Genomic DNA, 17,939 nt, shown 5'->3' with positions numbered 1-17,939 from the left:
TCCTGTGCTCAGCATGGTGACGACCATGCTGAACGAGGCATTTGCAAAAATTCCGGACGGAACAAACCTCATTCTCCATTCTGATCAGGGCTGGCAGTACCAACATAAACAGTATCAACAGATGCTCCGGGAGAAAGGTGTTCGCCAGAGCATGAGCCGCAAAGGAAACTGTCTGGACAATGCTGTGATAGAAAACTTCTTTGGGCTGCTCAAAAGTGAGCTATTGTATCTGCAGGAATTTCAGTCCATGGAGCACTTCAAACAGGAGCTCATTGAGTATCTGGACTACTACAACAACCGCAGGATCAAGGCAAAGCTAAAGGGCTTGCCGCCTGCAATTCACAGACAGCAAGCCCTTTCGGCTGCTTGAACAATTTTTACTTCAAAATATTGTCTAACTTTTTGGGGTCACTTCATTTCTGAATGGCAGCTTTCTTTTCATCGGCTCTGCTCCTGCTGCCGCTTGCGGTGCCAGCCCTCCAGCAGTTTGATGATGACATCTTCCATCTGCTTTGGGGTGTAGCTGGCGGGGAAGTATTTTTGCAGGCGGTCGTACTCGATGTTTTCCCGAATCTCTTTTCGGTATTCCTCGATCATCTCCTCCGGCTGCGCGCCCGGATGGATAGATGAATCAGTATTATTCAACTCAGTATTATTCTTATCAGTCTTATTACACTCGGTTTTTCCGAAGTCTGGATTTCGGCAGCTCGGAGGCTCCGGTTCCGGTGTATCCTCGCCTGGTTCGTCCTCTATACCCATGAAGCGGAGAACATAGATTTTCACCGGTCTGCCCAGCCCCTGCTTGACCCGCCTTATGAGGCCCACGCCTTTGGCGCTGTCCAGCTCCGCGAACAGCTTGACCGCCTTATCCGTCTTGCAGCAGAGCTGTTCGCACGCTTTCTCCAGCGTAAAGTAGATATACACATGGCCATCATCGTCCATCCAGCCGTTTCTCATGGACAGGCTCATGCGGTCCAGCATGAGGCCGTACAGCAGCTTCGCGTCAGTGGAGAGCCGTCGAAAGTACGGCTCGGTGATCAGGAGCTTGGGGATGCGGAAAAAGGCGTATTGCTCGGCGTCCATGCCGAGATGGTATGCAACGATCGCCTGCGGCATATCTGACACCTCCGTTCTGCCACAGTTTTATCTATCTCTCAACGGCGGTCTGTGGTATAGTAAAAGGGAGCATTGACGCGCAATGCTCCCTTACCGTAACCGGACCTGCCGGTGGATTCTTATTCAGTTTGACTTAACACATCACTGTCAGCCGTTTGTCAAATAATTGTGTTTCCCGCACGGGGTTTTCCCTTGATTTTGCCCTTATCAGCTCACGCGGTCAAGGGTAACAGCGTATAAAAGAAGATAATTTCGGGTGGTTTTTATTTCTCAATAAACCCATTGATTTCAATGCTTTGCGCCGATTTTGACGGCCTCTTATAACCGCTAATAACAGATGAAATATTTGGGCGGTGCGAATCGGAGTTTTTCGGTTTGGGGCCAAAGTAAATTCCCATCAATTCCCATCAATAGAGATTTTTCTTCTTGAGCACCAGCCAGGTAAGACCGGTGATGGCAATGGAGAGGGTCACCGGGAACCAGGTGTGGGGCAAAGGCATATCCTGCACATTCATGCCATAGAAGCTGAAAACGATATTGGGAATGGTCATCAAAATGGTGATGACGGTGAGCACTTTCATGATGATATTCAGATTGTTGGAAATCACCGAAGCAAAAGCGTCCATAGTGCCGCTGAGGATGTTAGAATAGATATCGGCCATTTCGATGGCCTGTTTGAATTCGATGATAACATCCTCCAGAAGATCCTGGTCCTCTTCATACAGTTTGAGGATCCGGCCGCGCAGCAGCTTTTCCAATGTGGTTTCTGTGGACTTCAGAGATGTGGTAAAATAAACCAGAGACTTTTCCAATGTAAGCAGCTGGATCAGTTCCTTGTTTTTCAGGGACTTATACAGCTCGCCTTCGATCTTGCTGGAGATCTTTTCGATCTGGCGCAGATGGAACAGATATTTTCCCGCAGCCCGCAGCATCAGGTTCAGGGTGAAGCGGGTTTTCATGGCGGTGTTCACATTTTTCACAAGGCCGCCGGCAAAATCCCGCACCACCGAGGTCTCTTCCAAAGAAACGGTAACCACATTCTGCTTTGTAACCAAAATGGCCAAAGGCAAAGTGGAAAACAGCATACCGCCGTCTTTTTGCTCCTCACTGTAGGGAATGTCCACGATGAGCAATGTCACATCGTCCTCCACTTCGATACGGGAGGTTTCCTCTTCGTCCAGTGCGGCCCGCAGGAAAGCGGGGTCCAGCTCCAGGGCCTGGGAGACCGAGGCGATTTCTTCCTCATCGGGATGGATCATATTCACCCAGCATCCCGGCTCCAACGCAGGGATGGAGCAGATCTGGTTGTTTTCGCTTTTGAAATAGGTGATCATATTTTCAACGCTCCTTTAAAAGCCCAGGCGCGCTGAAAACGCGGCGGGGCCGTGTGTGGTCATTCGGTGTCTGCAACTTTCAGGCTCAGGGCTCACGCCGCTCACTCCTTCTTTTCACGGATTCCGGAAAACCGGTTCCCTCCAGGGGCAAAACCATTATAGACCTGATTCTCCTTGTTTGCAATCCTTTTTACACAAATTTTAGCTTCTAGAGCATCGCTTCTCCCGACTGCTTTGTTTTTCTCTTTAAATCGCCCGTTTTCTCCTGTTATCTTCCTTTTCACTTATTTTATCCTCCAAAATTCTCCTTGGTTTTTCGTACCAAATGACGAACAATTCCCCCTTTTCATTCGGCTCCCAATCGTGTATACTGTGTTTGTCAATCAACCTGACAGAGTAGGCGGATATGGGTCAAGTGCTGAAGGGACGGGGAGTTGCCCTTGGGACGAAAAGCCGTTTTGGCTTGCCGTAGATTCGCCGCATCCCGCTGTCACATACCGGAGCGGCGGCCAGACCTCCTCTATGTGGCAATCACAAACTGAGGAGGTATTTTTTTATGCCTGAAAAAACCTATCTGTCCCCCCTGAGCCCCGCTTTCTGGATCGCATCGGTGAAAGAATTCAAACACCTGCGCACTCTGGTGATCGCCGCTTTGCTCTCGGCCATCTCCATTGCCATGGGCGGCCTTTTCATCCCGGTGAGCGAAAGCCTGCGGGTGTATTTTTCCTTTATCCCCCGCGCCATCCTGGGCGCAGTGTGCGGACCTGTGGTGGGCCTGGTGGCCGGAGCGGTCATCGACCTGACGGAGTTTTTCCTCTTCCCCTCAGGTTTCAGCTTTTTCCCTGGCTATACCCTGAACACCATGCTGGGCGTTTTCTTCTATGGACTGTTCCTCTACCGGCAAAAGCCCAACCTGCCCCGGCTGGCCGGCGCCCGTATCTGCATTGCCTATCTCATCAATGTGGGGCTCGGCTCTCTGTGGAACGCCATTCTGCTGGGCAAGGCCTTCTGGTTCTATGCCGCCAAAAGCCTGGTGAAAAACACCGTGATGATCCCCATTGAAGTGATCGTCCTGCTGGTGCTGTTCAAGGCTCTGGAGCCGATCCTCCAGCGTTCCGGGCTGATGCCTTCGGCCAAGACCGGCGCCCGCCGCTGATTTCATACTCCCATCCTAAATAAAAAAGACGGGCTGCCGCCCGTCTTTTTTTCTGCGTTCCAAGGCCTTGCCAAAAACAGGCCGCCCCGTTACAATAGATATATATGTATGAAAAAACAAAGGGGAGCGGACACTATGGGTATACACGACGGCCACAGAGAACGGATGCGCCAACGCTATGACCAAATGGGCGCCGATGGGTTTCACGACCATGAAATGCTGGAAATGCTTCTCAGCTGCGCTCTGCCCCGGGTGGATACCAATCCCATTGCCCACGAGCTGCTTCATGTATACGGCTCGCTCCATGGCATCTGCCATGCGCCCCGGGAGTCTTTGCAGAAGATCCCCGGCATCGGCCCCAATGCCGCCACTTTGCTGCGGCTCATTCCCGGCCTGTGCCGGATGTACTATTCCGAGCAGGAGACCCATGTGATCCTGAACAGCCCGGAAAAATGCGCCGCCTATCTGATTCCCCGGTTCATCGGCCGGACGGTAGAAACCGTATTTCTCATATGCACCGACAGCAAACACCGTTTGCTCAGCTGCATCCTGCTGGCCACCGGCAACTTAAACAGCGCCGCCGTCAGCTCCCGCTCGGTGGTGGAAATCGCTTTGCGCTTCAATGCCGCCCATGTGATACTGGCCCACAACCATCCCAATGGAGTGGCTCTGCCCTCGGAAGAGGACCTGCACACCACCGACCGGTTGTTCAATGCCCTGGCCGGCGTCACGGTGCGCCTGGTGGATCACATCATCGTGGCCGACAATGACTATGTGTCCATGGCCGATTCCGGCTACTTTTCCATGAACACTTCCTATTATCCATAACATCCAGTATCCGGCAAATGGTTGTGTCGGAACAAATGTTCTGCTATAATGTTGCCAGAAGCGCCGCCTTATTTGGCGCGGCGCCTTTTACTGCCCAAAGCAAAGGAGGGGCACTATGCCGGAATTTCAGATCGTCAGCGATTACAAGCCTTCGGGAGATCAGCCGGAGGCCATCGAAAAACTGGCCCAAGGTGTGGAACTGGGTCTGCCGGAACAGACCCTTTTGGGCGTCACCGGCTCAGGCAAAACTTTCACCATGGCCAACATCATCCAAAAAGTGCAGCGGCCCACCCTGGTTCTGGCCCACAACAAAACCCTGGCCGCCCAGCTTTGCTCGGAGTTCCGGGAGTTTTTCCCCCACAACGCCGTGGAGTTTTTCGTCTCCTACTACGATTACTACCAGCCGGAGGCCTATATTCCCTCCACCGATACCTATATTGAAAAAGACTCCGATGTGAACAGTGAACTGGACCGGCTGCGCCACTCGGCCACCTCGGCCCTGTTTGAGCGGCGGGATGTGATCATCGTGGCCAGCGTCTCCTGCATCTACTCCCTGGGCGACCCTATCGACTATGCCAACATGGTGATCTCCCTGCGCACCGGCCAGGTACGGGACCGGGACGAGATCTGCCGCAAGCTGGTGGAGATCCAGTACGAGCGCAACGACATCAGCTTTGACCGCAACCGCTTCCGGGTGCGGGGAGATACCCTGGAGATCCATCTGGCCTACACTGACGACTACGCCATCCGGGTGGAGTTTTTCGGCGACGAGATCGACCGGATCTCCGAGATCAACATCGTCACCGGTCAGGTGCGCCGGGTGGTGGACCATGTGGCCATTTACCCCGCCTCCCACTATGTCACCCCCAGGGACAAGCTGGAAGTGGCCATCCGGGAGATCGAGGAAGAGGCCAAAGAGCGGGTGGCCTTCTTTGAAAAAGAGGGCAAACTCATCGAAGCCCAGCGGATCAAGCAGCGCACCGCCTATGATATGGAAATGCTGCGGGAAATCGGCTTTTGCAGCGGCATCGAGAACTATTCCCGGGTGCTTTCCGGCCGGGCTCCCGGCTCAGCTCCTCACACCTTGCTGGACTATTTCCCCAAAGACTTTTTAATGATCATCGACGAATCCCATGTGACCCTGCCCCAAGTGCGGGCCATGTACCATGGCGACCGGGCCCGGAAGGAAATGCTGGTGGACTACGGCTTCCGCCTGCCCTCGGCCTTTGACAACCGGCCGCTCAACTTCCCGGAATTCCAGGAGCGAATCAACCAGGTGATCTATGTCAGCGCCACCCCGGGAGAATACGAGCGCACCCGCTCTTCCCAGACGGTGGAGCAGGTCATCCGCCCCACGGGACTTCTGGACCCGGAGGTCATCGTCCGGCCGGTAGAAGGCCAGATCGACGATCTGATCGACGAGATCCGCCAGCGGGAAAAACAGAAGGAACGGGTGCTGGTCACCACCCTTACCAAGCGGATGGCCGAGGACCTTACCGACTATCTCCGCCAGGAGGGCATCGCCTGCCGGTATATGCACCACGACATCGACACCATCGAACGGATGCAGCTTTTGCGCGATCTCCGTTTGGGCGAATTTCAGGTGCTCATCGGCATCAACCTTCTGCGGGAAGGTCTGGACCTGCCGGAAGTGTCCCTGGTGGCCATTCTGGACGCCGACAAGGAAGGCTTCCTGCGCAGCGAGACCTCCCTCATCCAGACCATCGGCCGGGCGGCCCGAAATGCCCACGGCCAGGTGATCATGTACGCCGATACCATCACCCCCTCCATGGACCGGGCCATCCGGGAAACCCAGCGCCGCCGGTCCATTCAGGACGATTACAACAAGCGCCACGGCATCACCCCTAAAACGGTGTTCAAAAGCGTGCGGGATGTGATCGAGATCTCCCGGGACGCCAGTACCCTGGCCATGCCGGCGGACAGCCTGAAAAAAATGACCAAGAAACAAAAGGAACTGACCATACAGAAGCTGGAAAAGGATATGCAGGAAGCGGCCAAGATGCTGGAATTCGAATACGCCGCCGTGCTCCGGGACCAGCTGAAAAAGCTCCGGGAGGAAAAATAGCCTCCCCATCCCAGAAGAAAGGCCCCCGGGGTATCATCCTCCGGGGGATTGGTTTGGAAAAATATGATCGACAAAATCATCGTCAAAGGGGCTCGGGCGCACAATCTGAAAAATGTGGATGTGACCATTCCCCGGGATACCCTCACCGTGGTCACCGGCATTTCCGGCTCGGGCAAAAGCTCTCTGGCCTTTGACACCATTTACGCCGAAGGCCAGCGCCGGTATGTGGAATCCCTTTCCTCCTACGCCCGGATGTTTCTGGGGCAGATGGAAAAGCCCGATGTGGACTCCATTGAAGGGTTGTCTCCGGCCATTTCCATCGACCAGAAGACCACCTCCAAAAATCCCCGGTCCACGGTGGGCACCGTCACCGAGATCTACGACTATCTCCGCCTGCTGTGGGCCCGCATCGGTACACCCCACTGCCCCAAATGCGGCAAAGAAATCCGTCAGCAGACCATCGACCAGATCATCGACCAACTGATGAACATGGGTGAAGGCACCCGGCTGCAGATCCTGGCCCCGGTGGTACGGGCCCGGAAAGGCGAACACCAGAAGATCTTCGAGGACGCCCAGCGCAGCGGCTTTGTACGGGTGCGGGTGGACGGCAATCTCTATGACCTTTCGGAAGAGATCAAGCTGGAAAAGAACAAAAAGCACAACATCGAGATCGTGGTGGACCGGATCGTTCTGAAAGAAGGGGTACAGCGCCGGCTCACCGACTCGGTGGAAACCGCCGCCAGCCTGTCCGGCGGCCTGGTGATCGCCCAGGTTCCCGGCGGCAACGAAACCCTGTTTTCCCAGAACTACGCCTGTGAGGACTGCGGCATCTCCATCGAGGAGCTGACCCCCCGGCTGTTCTCCTTCAACAACCCTTACGGGGCCTGCCCGGAATGCACCGGCCTGGGGATGAAGCTGGAGCTGGACCCCCAGCGGATCATTCCCAACCAGAATCTGTCCATCAACGAAGGGGCCATCAAGGCCTCCGGCTGGAACTCCCTGGACGACGGCAGCATTGCCCGGATGTATTTCAATGCCCTGTCCCAAAAATACGATTTTTCCCTGGATACCCCGGTGAAAGATCTGTCCAAAAAGGCTCTGGACGCCATTCTCTACGGCACCAAGGGCGAAAAACTGGAGCTGCACTGGAAGCGCTCCGGCGGCAGCGGCCACTATACCCAGGCCTTTGAAGGGGTGCTGCGGAATCTGGAGCGGCGGTATCGGGAAAGCGCCAGCGACAGTGTGCGGGAAGAGATCGAAGAGTGCATGAGCCCTATCCCCTGCCAGGCCTGCCATGGCAAACGACTCAAGCCCGAAGCTCTGGCGGTGACGGTGGGCGGTATCAACATCACCGATTTCACCGACTTTTCCGTGACAAAGGCCCTGGAATTTCTGGAAGGATTGACCCTCACCGACCGGGAAGCCATGATCGCCCAGCGGATTCTGAAAGAGATCAAAGAGCGGCTGGGCTTTCTCCGCAGCGTGGGCCTGGAATACCTGACTCTGTCCCGGGCCAGCGGCACTTTGTCCGGCGGCGAAGCCCAGCGTATCCGCCTGGCCACCCAGATCGGCTCCTCCCTGATGGGCGTGCTCTACATCCTGGACGAGCCCTCCATTGGCCTGCACCAACGGGACAACGACAAATTGCTGAGCACCCTGAAACGGCTGCGGGATCTGGGCAACACCCTGATTGTGGTAGAGCATGACGAAGAAACCATGCGGGAAGCCGATTATATCATCGATGTGGGACCGGGAGCCGGCGTCCACGGCGGCGAGATCCTCTGCGCCGGAGACTGCCAGGCCATTATGGACTGCCCGGAATCCCTCACCGGTCAATACCTCAGCGGCAAAAAAAGCATTCCGGTGCCTCAGGAGCGCCGGAAAGGCAACAGCCATTTCCTCAAGATCCGGGGCGCCCGGGAAAACAACCTGCAAAAGCTGAATGTGGACATTCCCTTGGGTGCGCTGACGGTGGTCACCGGCGTCTCCGGCTCGGGAAAAAGCTCCTTGATCAACGAGGTGCTCTATAAGCATCTGGCCGCCGAACTCAACGGAGCCCGCACCCGTCCCGGGGCTTTTGACAAAATCGACGGCCTCCAGTACCTGGACAAGGTGATCAACATTGATCAATCTCCCATTGGCCGCACGCCCCGCTCCAACCCAGCCACTTACACCGGGCTGTTCGGGGACATCCGGGAAATCTTCGCCAAAACCCAGGACGCCAAAGCCCGAGGCTATGGTCCTGGCCGGTTCTCCTTCAATGTGCGGAGCGGCCGGTGCGAAGCCTGCGGCGGCGGAGGCCTGGTGAAGATCGAAATGCACTTTCTCCCTGACATCTATGTGCCCTGTGATGTGTGCGGCGGTAAGCGGTACAACCGGGAAACTCTGGAAGTGCACTACAAGGGAAAGAACATCAACGAAGTGCTGGATATGACGGTGGAAGAAGCCCTTCCCTTCTTTGAAAGCATCCCCAAGGTGCAAAAGAAGATCCAGACCCTGTACGATGTGGGCCTGGGGTATATTAAGCTGGGCCAGCCCTCCACCACTCTGTCGGGCGGTGAAGCCCAGCGGGTCAAGCTGGCCACCGAGCTGAGCAAACGGCACACCGGCAAAACGGTGTATATCCTGGACGAGCCCACCACCGGACTGCACATCGCCGATGTGCACAAACTGACCCAGGTGCTGGATGCACTGGTGCAGGCGGGCAACACCGTCATCGTCATCGAGCACAACCTGGATGTGATCAAAATCGCCGATCATATCATCGATCTGGGGCCCGAAGGCGGCAGCGGCGGCGGTACTCTGGTGGCCCAGGGTACCCCGGAAGAGGTGGCCCAGAACCCCTCTTCCTATACCGGTCAATACCTGAAACCCTACCTGGAAAAAGGCAAATAAAGAAACAAAAGCCCTTGGCAAACTGCCAAGGGCTCAGACTGTCGAAAAACCTATATAACGAAAAGGGTCGTCCGCCCTACCCCTATCAATCCGCAAAAAGCCGCGACCTGTGCGTGGCTTTTTGCTGGGTTTTGGTTCTGTTGCCTGGCGCAGGGCGGCGCAATATGGGAGTGGCGGCTCGCCACCGCGGCAGCGCAGTATGGCTGTCCCGACACGGGACCGGCTCGCCGCCAGCCCCTTGCAAAAACTCGAAAAAGTGGCCTAAGCCACTTTTTCGACACGCTCAGCCCTTGGCAAACTGCCAAGGGCTTTCTCTTTTGCTATTCTCCCACTTTTCCACCGGCCCGGGAGATCCACTCTTCCACTTCTTCCAGCTCAGCCCGGTGCTTTCCGCTAAACTCAAAACGGCAGCTGCCTGCATCACTCCACAGGATCAGTGCCTTGACCAGTCCGGCCGAACGACTCACCTCCACCCGTCGGGTGCGGGTGACCTTTTCCAGAGGGATCAGCCGCAGCCGGCCGCCGACCCGGCAAAGAAGGCAGTTTTCCAGCAGATGCCCTTCTCCACTCCACAGCCGGCATTGGGGATGGGGCTGCTGAAAAGCACGGAGCAGACGCTCCCGGCGGAACGGGTCCAGAGAGGCCATCTCCCGGGAAAAGGCCCGGGTGCCGCCCAGCAGCATCCTTCCCACCGCCAGCAACAGCACCAGCGGCGGCACCAGAAAAAGCAGTGGTCTCTGCTTTGCCACGAACACCAAATAGCCTAAAAGGGCCGTCAATCCCAGGCTGCACAGCACCATCTGCTTCCGTTCACGGCGGTAAAAATGGCCTGTGACGGTCACATTTTCCCAAAAGGGATCAAATTCTGCCTGACGCTCTCTGTCCCAGCTCATATTCCATCACTGACGCAGCTCATAGAGCTTGTCGTTCTGCATGACTTCCGGCCGGTTCAGACGGCTGATCATCTTTTCAAAGGCCCGGGCGGCATCCTCCAGCACCTTTTCTTCGGAAATCTGGGTGAGGGTTCTCCCTTCCATGGCGATCTGGCCGTCCACAATCACCAGATCCACATCCTGACCCATGGCGTGGTAAACCAGCCGCTGCACCGGCATGACGAAGGGAGCCAGATGGGGCTGCATCACATTGACGGCGATGATATCGGCCCGCTTGCCCACTTCCAGGGAACCGATGAGATGATCCAGACCCAGTGCCCGGGCCGGCTCAATAGTCACCAGCTCCAGTACCTTGCCGCAGGGCAGAAGGGTTCCGTCCCGTTTCCGGAAGCGCTGGAACAGCTGCACATTCTTCATATCCCGCCACAGATCAAAACTCCGGTCGCCAGCGGTGCCGTCGGTGACCACCGCCAGATGAATGCCCATTTCCAGCATCTCCTGCACCGGGCAATGACCCACTGCATTGGCATGGGTGGTGGGGCCATGGAACACATAGGGGCCGGTGCGGGCCAGGATCTCCAGCTCCTGCTGGCTGTATCCGGTGCTGTGGGTCAGACTGAGTCGGGGAGTGAGCACCTCCGGGGTGTGATCCATCATAAACTGCACATCGCCGCCATAGGCGTGGGTATGCAGCGGCACATCGTAGGTTTCCGCAATGCGGTGCATCTCCCGGTTGTGGCGGATGTTTGCTTCGTCGCTTTCATCGGGGCGGCGGCCCATGCGCCCAGGGGCCACAATGCACATCATCCGCTTGTGACGGCCGTTGAGCGTGCGCACCGCTTCTTCGGTGGTTTTATAAGCCATTTCCGGCGTGACCACGGTATCCTCAAAGCTGCCGTCCTCCCGATAGGTGCGGGCCACCTTGGGGAATGCGCCGTAGGGGCTGCCGATGCCGGACAGCTGCCGGATGCCGGTGGCCACCGATCCTTCCAGGTTGGCCTGCACCGGCAGAATGCTGTCTACTCTGGGCGTGCTGCCCACCATGGACACAGCGGTGGTGGTGCCGAACTTCAGCCGCTCTGCCGCAGCCAGCGCACCCTCGGCCCGCCAGAACTCCGGATCGGTGCACCGATAGTAGATGGTCTCGGCCATCTCCTCCCAGCCATCATCCAGATGCTCTCCCAGGGTGCGGATCAGGCAATGGCCGCCGTGGCCGTGACCGTCCACCAATCCGGGAAGAATGGCATGGCCCTTGCAGTCGATGACCCGGGCGGCCGTGCGTTCCCCCAGCTCCTCCATGGGGCCGATGGCGGCGATGGTGTCCCCCTCCACCCCGATATACCCCTTGTCATAGAGATGGTGCTCTCCATCCACTGTGATGATGACACCGTTTGTCAAAAGCAGATCCCACATAATTTACGGCTCCTTTCCCTTTTCCATGATCACAGATTTTCTTGCTCTGCAAAAGGCGGGAAACCGGCTTCCTGCAACGGTTGCGCCGTCCGCTCTGGGACCAGTATATCATATCCGCCTGCCGCCGCCTACCCCGGCCGGAGAGAAAAAATCGCCGGAATGCAAAGCACTCCGGCGATTTTTGTTCCCGCAATTACATATTGCTGAGCATATTCATCAGATTGTCTGTGGAGAAGAATTCCCGCAGAGAAGAGGGGACATAGCTGGGCAGCAGCTTTGTTCCCAGAAAGAGGAAGATCAAAGTGAAGACCACGGTGACGATCAGATTCAGATAGACCTTCCGGTCGGGGGTGAGGTTTGCGATGCCGTTGCTCCCGGCCACCAGGAAAATGACGCCCGCCAGAGCTCCGGCGAAATAATAGAACACGATGCCGGCGGAGATGTTCAGCAGGAACACCAGGCAGCTGACCAGAATTACAGGAACCAGAATCACCGAACGCATGGACACGATGGACAGCGCTTCCTGGAACCGAAGCTGTCCGCCCAGCAGTTTGCCCACGCCGAAATAAAGCCCGGCCAGAACCGCTTCAAAGATCACCGTATACAGCAGTGTGAGGAAGAAGGCGCCCACACCGGAGAACTTGATGTTCTGGGTCATGCTTCCACCCAGAGCGATCAGGCTGTTGATCTTTCCAATGCAGAACAAGGCAAAGATAGCCGAACAGATCCCCTGGAGCAGCAGGAAGATCACCGACACTGTCACATCCCCCCGGCGCACATAGCCAGGAGCCGTGGTGGCCGGCGCCTTCACCAGACCCACCAGATCCTTCAGCAAAGCGTCCATCACCTGCTTGCCCTGGGCCGAAACCGCGGGAGCGGCTCCCGGCTGAGGCGCAGCCTGCTGAGGTGCCTGATACTGTACATTCTGCTGAGGTGCCGCCTGCTGAGGTGCCTGTGCCTGGTTCTGCTGGGCCTGCTGACAGGTGCAGACCTCACCATCCTCCAGTTTCCGTCCACAATACCTACAAAATGCCATAGAAATCCCTCACTTTCTCGTTTCTCTCTTATTGCTCTGCGGTGCTGGTTTCGGATGTATACCGATCCACATTCACCGTTACACACTGACGATAGGCCGCATCCAGATTTTCATAGCCGGGGAAGTAATAGCTGTGGCCGTTGAACTCGGTGCGGAAACGGTCGTTCTGGGTCACATAATCCCCCAGCTCCACCTGAACCTTGCCGTCAGGCGTGGCGATCAGGTTGTCAAAGCGTACGGTGTAACAGAAGGTGACGCTGCCCTGATAGCCCTCCTCGGGGAAACTGGCCGTGCTCTGCACCTGATAGACCAGATAGAGCATATTCTTCCGGGAATTGGTTTCCTGATCCTTGGCCACCAGCAGATAGTTACCCACATAGGCGGCGCTGTCCAGGGAAATAGCCTCATCCCAGTCCTGGGCGGCTTCGGCCTTGATGGCATCCGCGCCCCGGGACTTCATCTCTTCCAAAGTGGCGCTGTCCACCTGCTCCAGCTTGGTGAGATAGGAACCCAGACCATCCACCGTGTATTCCTTCTCGGTGGCTGTGAACTTGACACCGTAATTTTGCAGGAATATCTTTTCCCATTCTTCACCCACATCGTCCTGGGCGATGGACACCGTCACGGTATCCCCATTGTCCAGATCCCGGGAGGGATCCGCAAAATACTCCAGAGCCTGGGCCCAGTCTTCGGTGGACTCGCACACCACATTCACCCGGCCATTGGGAGCGGTGCCGGTGTATTCCAGCTTCACATTCTCAAAGGGGTCCACTTCCCGGATTTCTTCCAGGCCTTCCACGGTGAACTTGATGTCCTCATAGGACAGCTTCACATCGTATTTTTCCAAGGCGGCCTTGTCGTCACACTTCCATTCGTAGACGACTTCATCCCCGTTGGTCAGCTCCCGGTCTTTGTTCAGGCTGCCGCTGACACATTCCTGCAGGAGCATCTGGCAGATGGACTGATCGTCCATGTTCTCCCCCAGGGCCGGGGTCTTGTACTCGATCTTTCCGGCATATTCCTTGCAGAAAGCCTCGGTATCAAAAGTATAGGTGGCATTGCCCATGGTGTCGTAGCCGGAAAACTCCACGCTGACATAATCCCCCAGCTTCACCTTCTGAGGGCGGGTGGCGATAAAGACCACCACCGCAATGAGGAGCACCAGCACACCGGCGCCGATGCCCAGGATCTTCTTGTTTTTCTTGACAAACTCGGTCAACGGGCTGGGCTGAACCGGTCCGCTGGGAACCGGGGCCTGCGCCGAAGGCTGCACCGGATTCTGTACAGGAGCGCTGGGAGCCGCACCGGGCTGCTCCGGCTCGATCTTTACACCGCAATGCTCGCAGAATGTGGAGTCATCGGGAAGCTGCTTTCCGCAGTTAGGACAAAACATATTTTTTCCTCTCTTTCACTGTTTTCTCTGAAAAGGTCTTTTCATCCGGTCATTTCCGCCCCACCGGCCTATGGCCTTTGCCTATCTCCTCCCATCCGCCTCTCTCCATTCCCAAAACAAGGACGGTGCAGTGGTGTTTTCCGAAAACTTCGTCCTGCGAGCAAACCTCCGCCTTGTTGCAGATTTTCTCGCCGCTGTGCCAGAATATAAATTTTTCGGAAACTTATTATGAATAATTCGATGGTTTCAGTATAGCACAGCTCCACTGTGATTTCCATATCCTTTCCAGTAAAACCTCCATAAAGAAGCTTCCTTTCCTTCCCATTTGATAAGGCAAAAAGATCCCGGGCAAACCGTAAACGGTCTGTCCGGGATCTCCGTACATACAAATTTTATTCAGCCTATGCCGCTGACCGATTAGTACATATCCATGCCGCCAGCAGCGGGAGCCGCAGGAGCGGGCTCCTTCTTCTCGGCCACGATGGCTTCGGTGGTCAGCACCAGAGCGGCCACGGAAGCAGCGTTCTGGAGAGCAGAGCGGTTGACCTTGGTGGGATCCACGATACCAGCCTTGATCATGTCGCAATAGACCTCGTTGTAAGCGTCGAAGCCATAGCCCACACGCTTGGCATTCTTCACCTTCTCAATGACAACGGAGCCGTCCACGCCAGCGTTGACAGCGATCTGCTTCATGGGCTCTTCCAGAGTCTTCATGACGATGCGCACGCCGGTCTTCTCGTCTCCTTCCACCTTGGTGACCAGCTTGGCCACAGCGGGGATGGCGTTGACATAAGCAGTGCCGCCGCCGGCTACGATGCCTTCTTCCACAGCGGCGCGAGTGGCGTTGAGGGCGTCCTCGATGCGCAGCTTCTTTTCCTTCATTTCGGTCTCGGTAGCAGCGCCCACCTTGATGATGGCAACACCGCCGGCCAGCTTGGCCAGGCGCTCCTGGAGCTTCTCACGGTCGAAGTCGGAGGTGGTGTTCTCCAGCTCGTTGCGGATCATGTCCACACGAGCCTTGATGGCTTCGGCATCGCCCAGGCCGCCCACGATGATGGTGTTCTCCTTGGTGACCCGCACAGTGGCGGCATGGCCCAGCTGATCCAGGGTGGTATCCTTCAGATCCAGACCCAGCTCGCCGGAGATCACTTCGCCGCCGGTGAGGGTAGCGATATCCTTCAGCATTTCCTTTCTTCTGTCGCCGAAGCCAGGAGCCTTGACGGCCACGCAGCTGAAGGTGCCGCGCAGTTTGTTCAGGATCAGGGTGGACAGGGCCTCGCCCTCCACATCCTCAGCGATGATCAGCAGCTTGCGGCCGGCCTGAACCACCTGCTCCAGCAGAGGCAGCAGCTCCTGGATGTTGCTGATCTTCTTGTCGGTGATGAGCAGATAGGCATCGTCCAGCACCGCTTCCATCTTCTCGGTGTCGGTGGCCATGTAGGGGGTGATGTAGCCCCGGTCAAACTGCATGCCTTCCACAACTTCGCTGTAAGTCTCAGCTGTCTTGGACTCTTCCACGGTGATAACGCCGTCGGCGGTGACCTTCTCCATGGCCTCAGCGATCAGCTTGCCGATAGACTCATCCCCGGAGGAAACAGAGGCAACGCGGGCGATGTCCTCGGTGCCGCTGACAGCCTGGGAGTTGAGGCGGATGGCTTCGATGGCGGTATCCACAGCCTTCTGGATGCCCTTCTTCACAACCACAGGGTTGGCGCCTGCGGTCACATTCTTCATGCCCTCACGGACAAAAGCCTGAGCCAGCAGGGTGGCGGTGGTGGTGCCGTCGCCGGCCACATCGTTGGTCTTTGTGGCAACTTCCTTCACCAGCTGAGCGCCCTGGTTCTCGAAGATGTCGTCCAGCTCCACTTCACGGGCGATGGTCACGCCGTCATTGGTGATCTGGGGTGTGCCGTACTTCCGGTCCAGCACCACATTGCGGCCCTTGGGGCCCATGGTCACTTTCACTGTATTGGCCAGCTGATTGATGCCCCGCTCCAGGGCCCGTCTGGCGTCTTCACCATAAAGGATTTCTTTGGACATGATGGTTTTCCTCCTCTATTACTCAACAATGGCGAGAATATCGTTTTCCTTGACAATGATGTACTCACTGCCTTCGATCTTCACTTCGGTGCCGGAGAACTTGCTGGTGATGACTTTATCGCCCACCTTCACCTGCATCTTGCTGTCCTTGACGCCAGGGCCGACAGCGATGACCTCGGCCACCTGGGGCTTCTCCTTGGCGGAGCCGGTCAGGATGATGCCGCTCTTTGTTGTTTCTTCCGCTTCTACCATTTTAATGACCACACGGTCAGCCAGCGGTTGCAGTTTCATATGGGATGACCTCCTCAATGATAATCCATTCAGAAATGGTTTAGCACTCATTACACCGGAGTGCTAACACAAGTATTATAATATGCCACCTGCGGGAGTTTTTCAAGCCCCCATTTTAAAATTTTTTGTGAATGGATGGATGTGGAAGGAAAAAATGCCATCTTGTCTTCCTTCCCTTTCCATGATAAGATGCTCTGCGGAACTCTTTGCAAAAGAAAAACGCCGGTTGGGGGAATGGAGAACCATGAATATTTTCATTGCCATCATGCTGATTCTGGCACTTCTGGGTTTGCTGGACAAAATGGCGGGGGGAAAAATGGGGTTGGGAGCCGAAATCGACCACGGCCTTGCCGCCATGGGCAATCTGGCTTTGTCCCTGGTGGGCATCTATGCCCTAGGCATCACCGCCGTACAGCACAGTGCCGGAGCCATTGCCCATCTGGAAAAACTGCTGCCCTTTGACCCTTCTCTGCTCATCGGCAGCCTGCTGGCTCCCGACCTGGGCGGCTATTCCATCGCCAAGCAGATGGCAGCCACCCCGGCCCTGGGTCTGTTTTCCGGTCTGATCGTGGCCTCCAGCCTGGGCTGCACCATCAGCTTTGTGCTGCCCATCGCCATGTCGGCCATCAAAAAGGAAGACACCCCCGCTATGATGCGGGGCATTGTGCTGGGCATCGTCACGCTGCCCACCGGAGTGGTGCTGGGCGGCCTGCTTCTCCGTCTGCCCCTGCTGACTCTGCTGCGGAACACCGCCCCCATCCTGCTCATCTGCCTGCTTCTGTGCCTGGCCCTGTCCCGTTTTCCCCAAGGCACCACCAAGGCCCTGCTCTGCATCGGCCGCGGCGTGCAGATCCTCAGCTTCACCCTGTTTGCCTTAGTGATGGCCGGGCTGTTCATCCCCGCCTGGCAGGTGGCTTCCCTGGATCTGGTGAACGAAGCACTGGCAGTGGTCATCAAGGTCACCGTCGTCATCTGCGGGGCCATGGCGCTCTCCCATCTGGCCCTCACCCGTTTCAGCCCGCCCATGCACTGGCTGGCCCGGAAGATGCGCATCAACGAACCGGCCGTGGTTGGACTGCTGCTGTGCCTGGCCACCAGTGTTTCCATGCTGCCCCTCTTTGACCGGATGGACAAGCGGGGCAAGGCGGTAAACGCCGCCTTCTCGGTAAGCGGCGCCTTTGTATTTGGCGGACAGCTGGCCTTTGTCTCCAGCCTGGAGCCCTCCCGGGTGGTGGCCATTTATATGATCTCCAAACTGGTGGGCGGCCTGTGCGCCATCGTTGCCGCTCTTCTCACCACCCCCGCCGAAGTGGAAGAATAATGCCTTCCTCTCCCCCTTTCCGCAAGATGGATTTTTCCACAAAGCAGTGCTATACTGTTTCTGTCACCGGAAGGGAATGAATGGATATGTGCGGTGGTATCATCTCCCAAAAGATTGCATAAACCCATGTAAATAGA

The 17,939-nt window shown here is 56.5% G+C and carries 15 protein-coding genes and 1 riboswitch; of the genes, 6 read left to right on the top strand and 9 right to left on the bottom strand.

The genetic code is table 11. The features are described from left to right. Positions 1-370, top strand: a 370-nt coding sequence (locus KQI26_RS04440; RefSeq protein WP_253292659.1) for an IS3 family transposase, incomplete at its 5' end; no start/stop codon positions are given. Between the two features lie 68 nt (positions 371-438). On the opposite strand, the gene KQI26_RS04435 is transcribed toward KQI26_RS04440, so the two are convergent. The 3 genes from KQI26_RS04435 to KQI26_RS04425 form a co-directional block, all read right to left on the bottom strand. After that, entirely contained in the window at positions 439-1,116 is a 678-nt protein-coding gene (locus KQI26_RS04435; protein WP_216503376.1) for a replication initiator protein A, read from the bottom strand. 407 nt (positions 1,117-1,523) lie between these two features. Continuing rightward, the gene (locus KQI26_RS04430; RefSeq protein ID WP_118747175.1) at positions 1,524-2,450 is read right to left on the bottom strand and encodes a magnesium transporter CorA family protein; all 927 of its coding nucleotides are present in this window, start codon (positions 2,448-2,450) and stop codon (positions 1,524-1,526) included. Between the two features lie 101 nt (positions 2,451-2,551). Beyond that, the gene (locus KQI26_RS04425) at positions 2,552-2,734 is read right to left on the bottom strand and encodes a hypothetical protein (RefSeq protein WP_216503375.1); all 183 of its coding nucleotides are present in this window, start codon (positions 2,732-2,734) and stop codon (positions 2,552-2,554) included. A gap of 106 nt (positions 2,735-2,840) precedes the next feature. Then, positions 2,841-2,942, top strand: a riboswitch (THF riboswitch). Between the two features lie 64 nt (positions 2,943-3,006). Between KQI26_RS04425 and KQI26_RS04420 the strand changes: the two genes are divergently transcribed. The 4 genes from KQI26_RS04420 to uvrA all read left to right on the top strand — a co-directional run bounded on the left by KQI26_RS04420 (position 3,007) and on the right by uvrA (position 9,415). Beyond that, on the top strand, positions 3,007-3,606 hold the full coding sequence (locus KQI26_RS04420; RefSeq protein ID WP_216503374.1) for a folate family ECF transporter S component: 600 nt from the start codon (positions 3,007-3,009) through the stop codon (positions 3,604-3,606). A 135-nt stretch (positions 3,607-3,741) separates the two neighbouring features. Further along, positions 3,742-4,434, top strand: a complete 693-nt coding sequence (locus KQI26_RS04415; RefSeq protein WP_216503373.1) for a RadC family protein — start codon at positions 3,742-3,744, stop codon at positions 4,432-4,434. 115 nt (positions 4,435-4,549) lie between these two features. Continuing rightward, positions 4,550-6,520, top strand: a complete 1,971-nt coding sequence (uvrB, locus tag KQI26_RS04410) for an excinuclease ABC subunit UvrB (protein ID WP_216503372.1) — start codon at positions 4,550-4,552, stop codon at positions 6,518-6,520. Between the two features lie 63 nt (positions 6,521-6,583). Further along, positions 6,584-9,415, top strand: a complete 2,832-nt coding sequence (gene uvrA / locus KQI26_RS04405) for an excinuclease ABC subunit UvrA (RefSeq protein WP_216503371.1) — start codon at positions 6,584-6,586, stop codon at positions 9,413-9,415. Positions 9,416-9,735: 320 nt separating this feature from the next. Here the strand turns inward: uvrA and KQI26_RS04400 are convergent, their stop codons facing one another. The 6 genes from KQI26_RS04400 to groES form a co-directional block, all read right to left on the bottom strand. Continuing rightward, entirely contained in the window at positions 9,736-10,308 is a 573-nt protein-coding gene (locus KQI26_RS04400) for a hypothetical protein (protein ID WP_216503370.1), read from the bottom strand. 6 nt (positions 10,309-10,314) lie between these two features. After that, a complete protein-coding gene (locus KQI26_RS04395) occupies positions 10,315-11,721 on the bottom strand; it encodes an amidohydrolase family protein (RefSeq protein WP_118747182.1) in 1,407 nt (468 codons plus the stop codon). Positions 11,722-11,914: 193 nt separating this feature from the next. Then, on the bottom strand, positions 11,915-12,757 hold the full coding sequence (locus KQI26_RS04390) for a hypothetical protein (protein ID WP_216503369.1): 843 nt from the start codon (positions 12,755-12,757) through the stop codon (positions 11,915-11,917). A 28-nt stretch (positions 12,758-12,785) separates the two neighbouring features. Beyond that, positions 12,786-14,150: a zinc ribbon domain-containing protein gene (locus tag KQI26_RS04385; protein WP_216503368.1), complete on the bottom strand. Its 1,365-nt coding sequence runs from the start codon at positions 14,148-14,150 to the stop codon at positions 12,786-12,788. Between the two features lie 417 nt (positions 14,151-14,567). After that, entirely contained in the window at positions 14,568-16,190 is a 1,623-nt protein-coding gene (gene groL, locus KQI26_RS04380) for a chaperonin GroEL (RefSeq protein WP_216503367.1), read from the bottom strand. Between the two features lie 18 nt (positions 16,191-16,208). Further along, a complete protein-coding gene (gene groES / locus KQI26_RS04375; RefSeq protein WP_216503366.1) occupies positions 16,209-16,481 on the bottom strand; it encodes a co-chaperone GroES in 273 nt (90 codons plus the stop codon). A gap of 244 nt (positions 16,482-16,725) precedes the next feature. Here groES and eutH point away from each other — a divergent pair, with 244 nt between their 5' ends. Continuing rightward, positions 16,726-17,802, top strand: a complete 1,077-nt coding sequence (eutH, locus tag KQI26_RS04370; protein ID WP_216503365.1) for an ethanolamine utilization protein EutH — start codon at positions 16,726-16,728, stop codon at positions 17,800-17,802. Positions 17,803-17,939: the final 137 nt, after the last annotated feature.

It is taken from the genome of Intestinimonas sp. MSJ-38, assembly GCF_018917925.1.
Taxonomy (GTDB): Bacteria; Bacillota; Clostridia; order Oscillospirales; family Butyricicoccaceae; genus Pseudobutyricicoccus.
This window is presented reverse-complemented; position numbering and strand designations above follow the sequence as displayed.

What these genes read in the sequence shown, in the direction of transcription:
- KQI26_RS04435 (WP_216503376.1), bottom strand. Translation starts at nt 1,116, where the DNA reads ATGCCGCAGGCGATCGTTGCATACCATCTCGGCATGGACGCCGAGCAA.
- KQI26_RS04430 (WP_118747175.1), bottom strand. Translation starts at nt 2,450, where the DNA reads ATGATCACCTATTTCAAAAGCGAAAACAACCAGATCTGCTCCATCCCT.
- KQI26_RS04420 (WP_216503374.1), top strand. Translation starts at nt 3,007, where the DNA reads ATGCCTGAAAAAACCTATCTGTCCCCCCTGAGCCCCGCTTTCTGGATC.
- KQI26_RS04415 (WP_216503373.1), top strand. Translation starts at nt 3,742, where the DNA reads ATGGGTATACACGACGGCCACAGAGAACGGATGCGCCAACGCTATGAC.
- uvrB (WP_216503372.1), top strand. Translation starts at nt 4,550, where the DNA reads ATGCCGGAATTTCAGATCGTCAGCGATTACAAGCCTTCGGGAGATCAG.
- uvrA (WP_216503371.1), top strand. Translation starts at nt 6,584, where the DNA reads ATGATCGACAAAATCATCGTCAAAGGGGCTCGGGCGCACAATCTGAAA.
- KQI26_RS04400 (WP_216503370.1), bottom strand. Translation starts at nt 10,308, where the DNA reads ATGAGCTGGGACAGAGAGCGTCAGGCAGAATTTGATCCCTTTTGGGAA.
- KQI26_RS04395 (WP_118747182.1), bottom strand. Translation starts at nt 11,721, where the DNA reads ATGTGGGATCTGCTTTTGACAAACGGTGTCATCATCACAGTGGATGGA.
- KQI26_RS04390 (WP_216503369.1), bottom strand. Translation starts at nt 12,757, where the DNA reads ATGGCATTTTGTAGGTATTGTGGACGGAAACTGGAGGATGGTGAGGTC.
- KQI26_RS04385 (WP_216503368.1), bottom strand. Translation starts at nt 14,150, where the DNA reads ATGTTTTGTCCTAACTGCGGAAAGCAGCTTCCCGATGACTCCACATTC.
- groL (WP_216503367.1), bottom strand. Translation starts at nt 16,190, where the DNA reads ATGTCCAAAGAAATCCTTTATGGTGAAGACGCCAGACGGGCCCTGGAG.
- groES (WP_216503366.1), bottom strand. Translation starts at nt 16,481, where the DNA reads ATGAAACTGCAACCGCTGGCTGACCGTGTGGTCATTAAAATGGTAGAA.
- eutH (WP_216503365.1), top strand. Translation starts at nt 16,726, where the DNA reads ATGAATATTTTCATTGCCATCATGCTGATTCTGGCACTTCTGGGTTTG.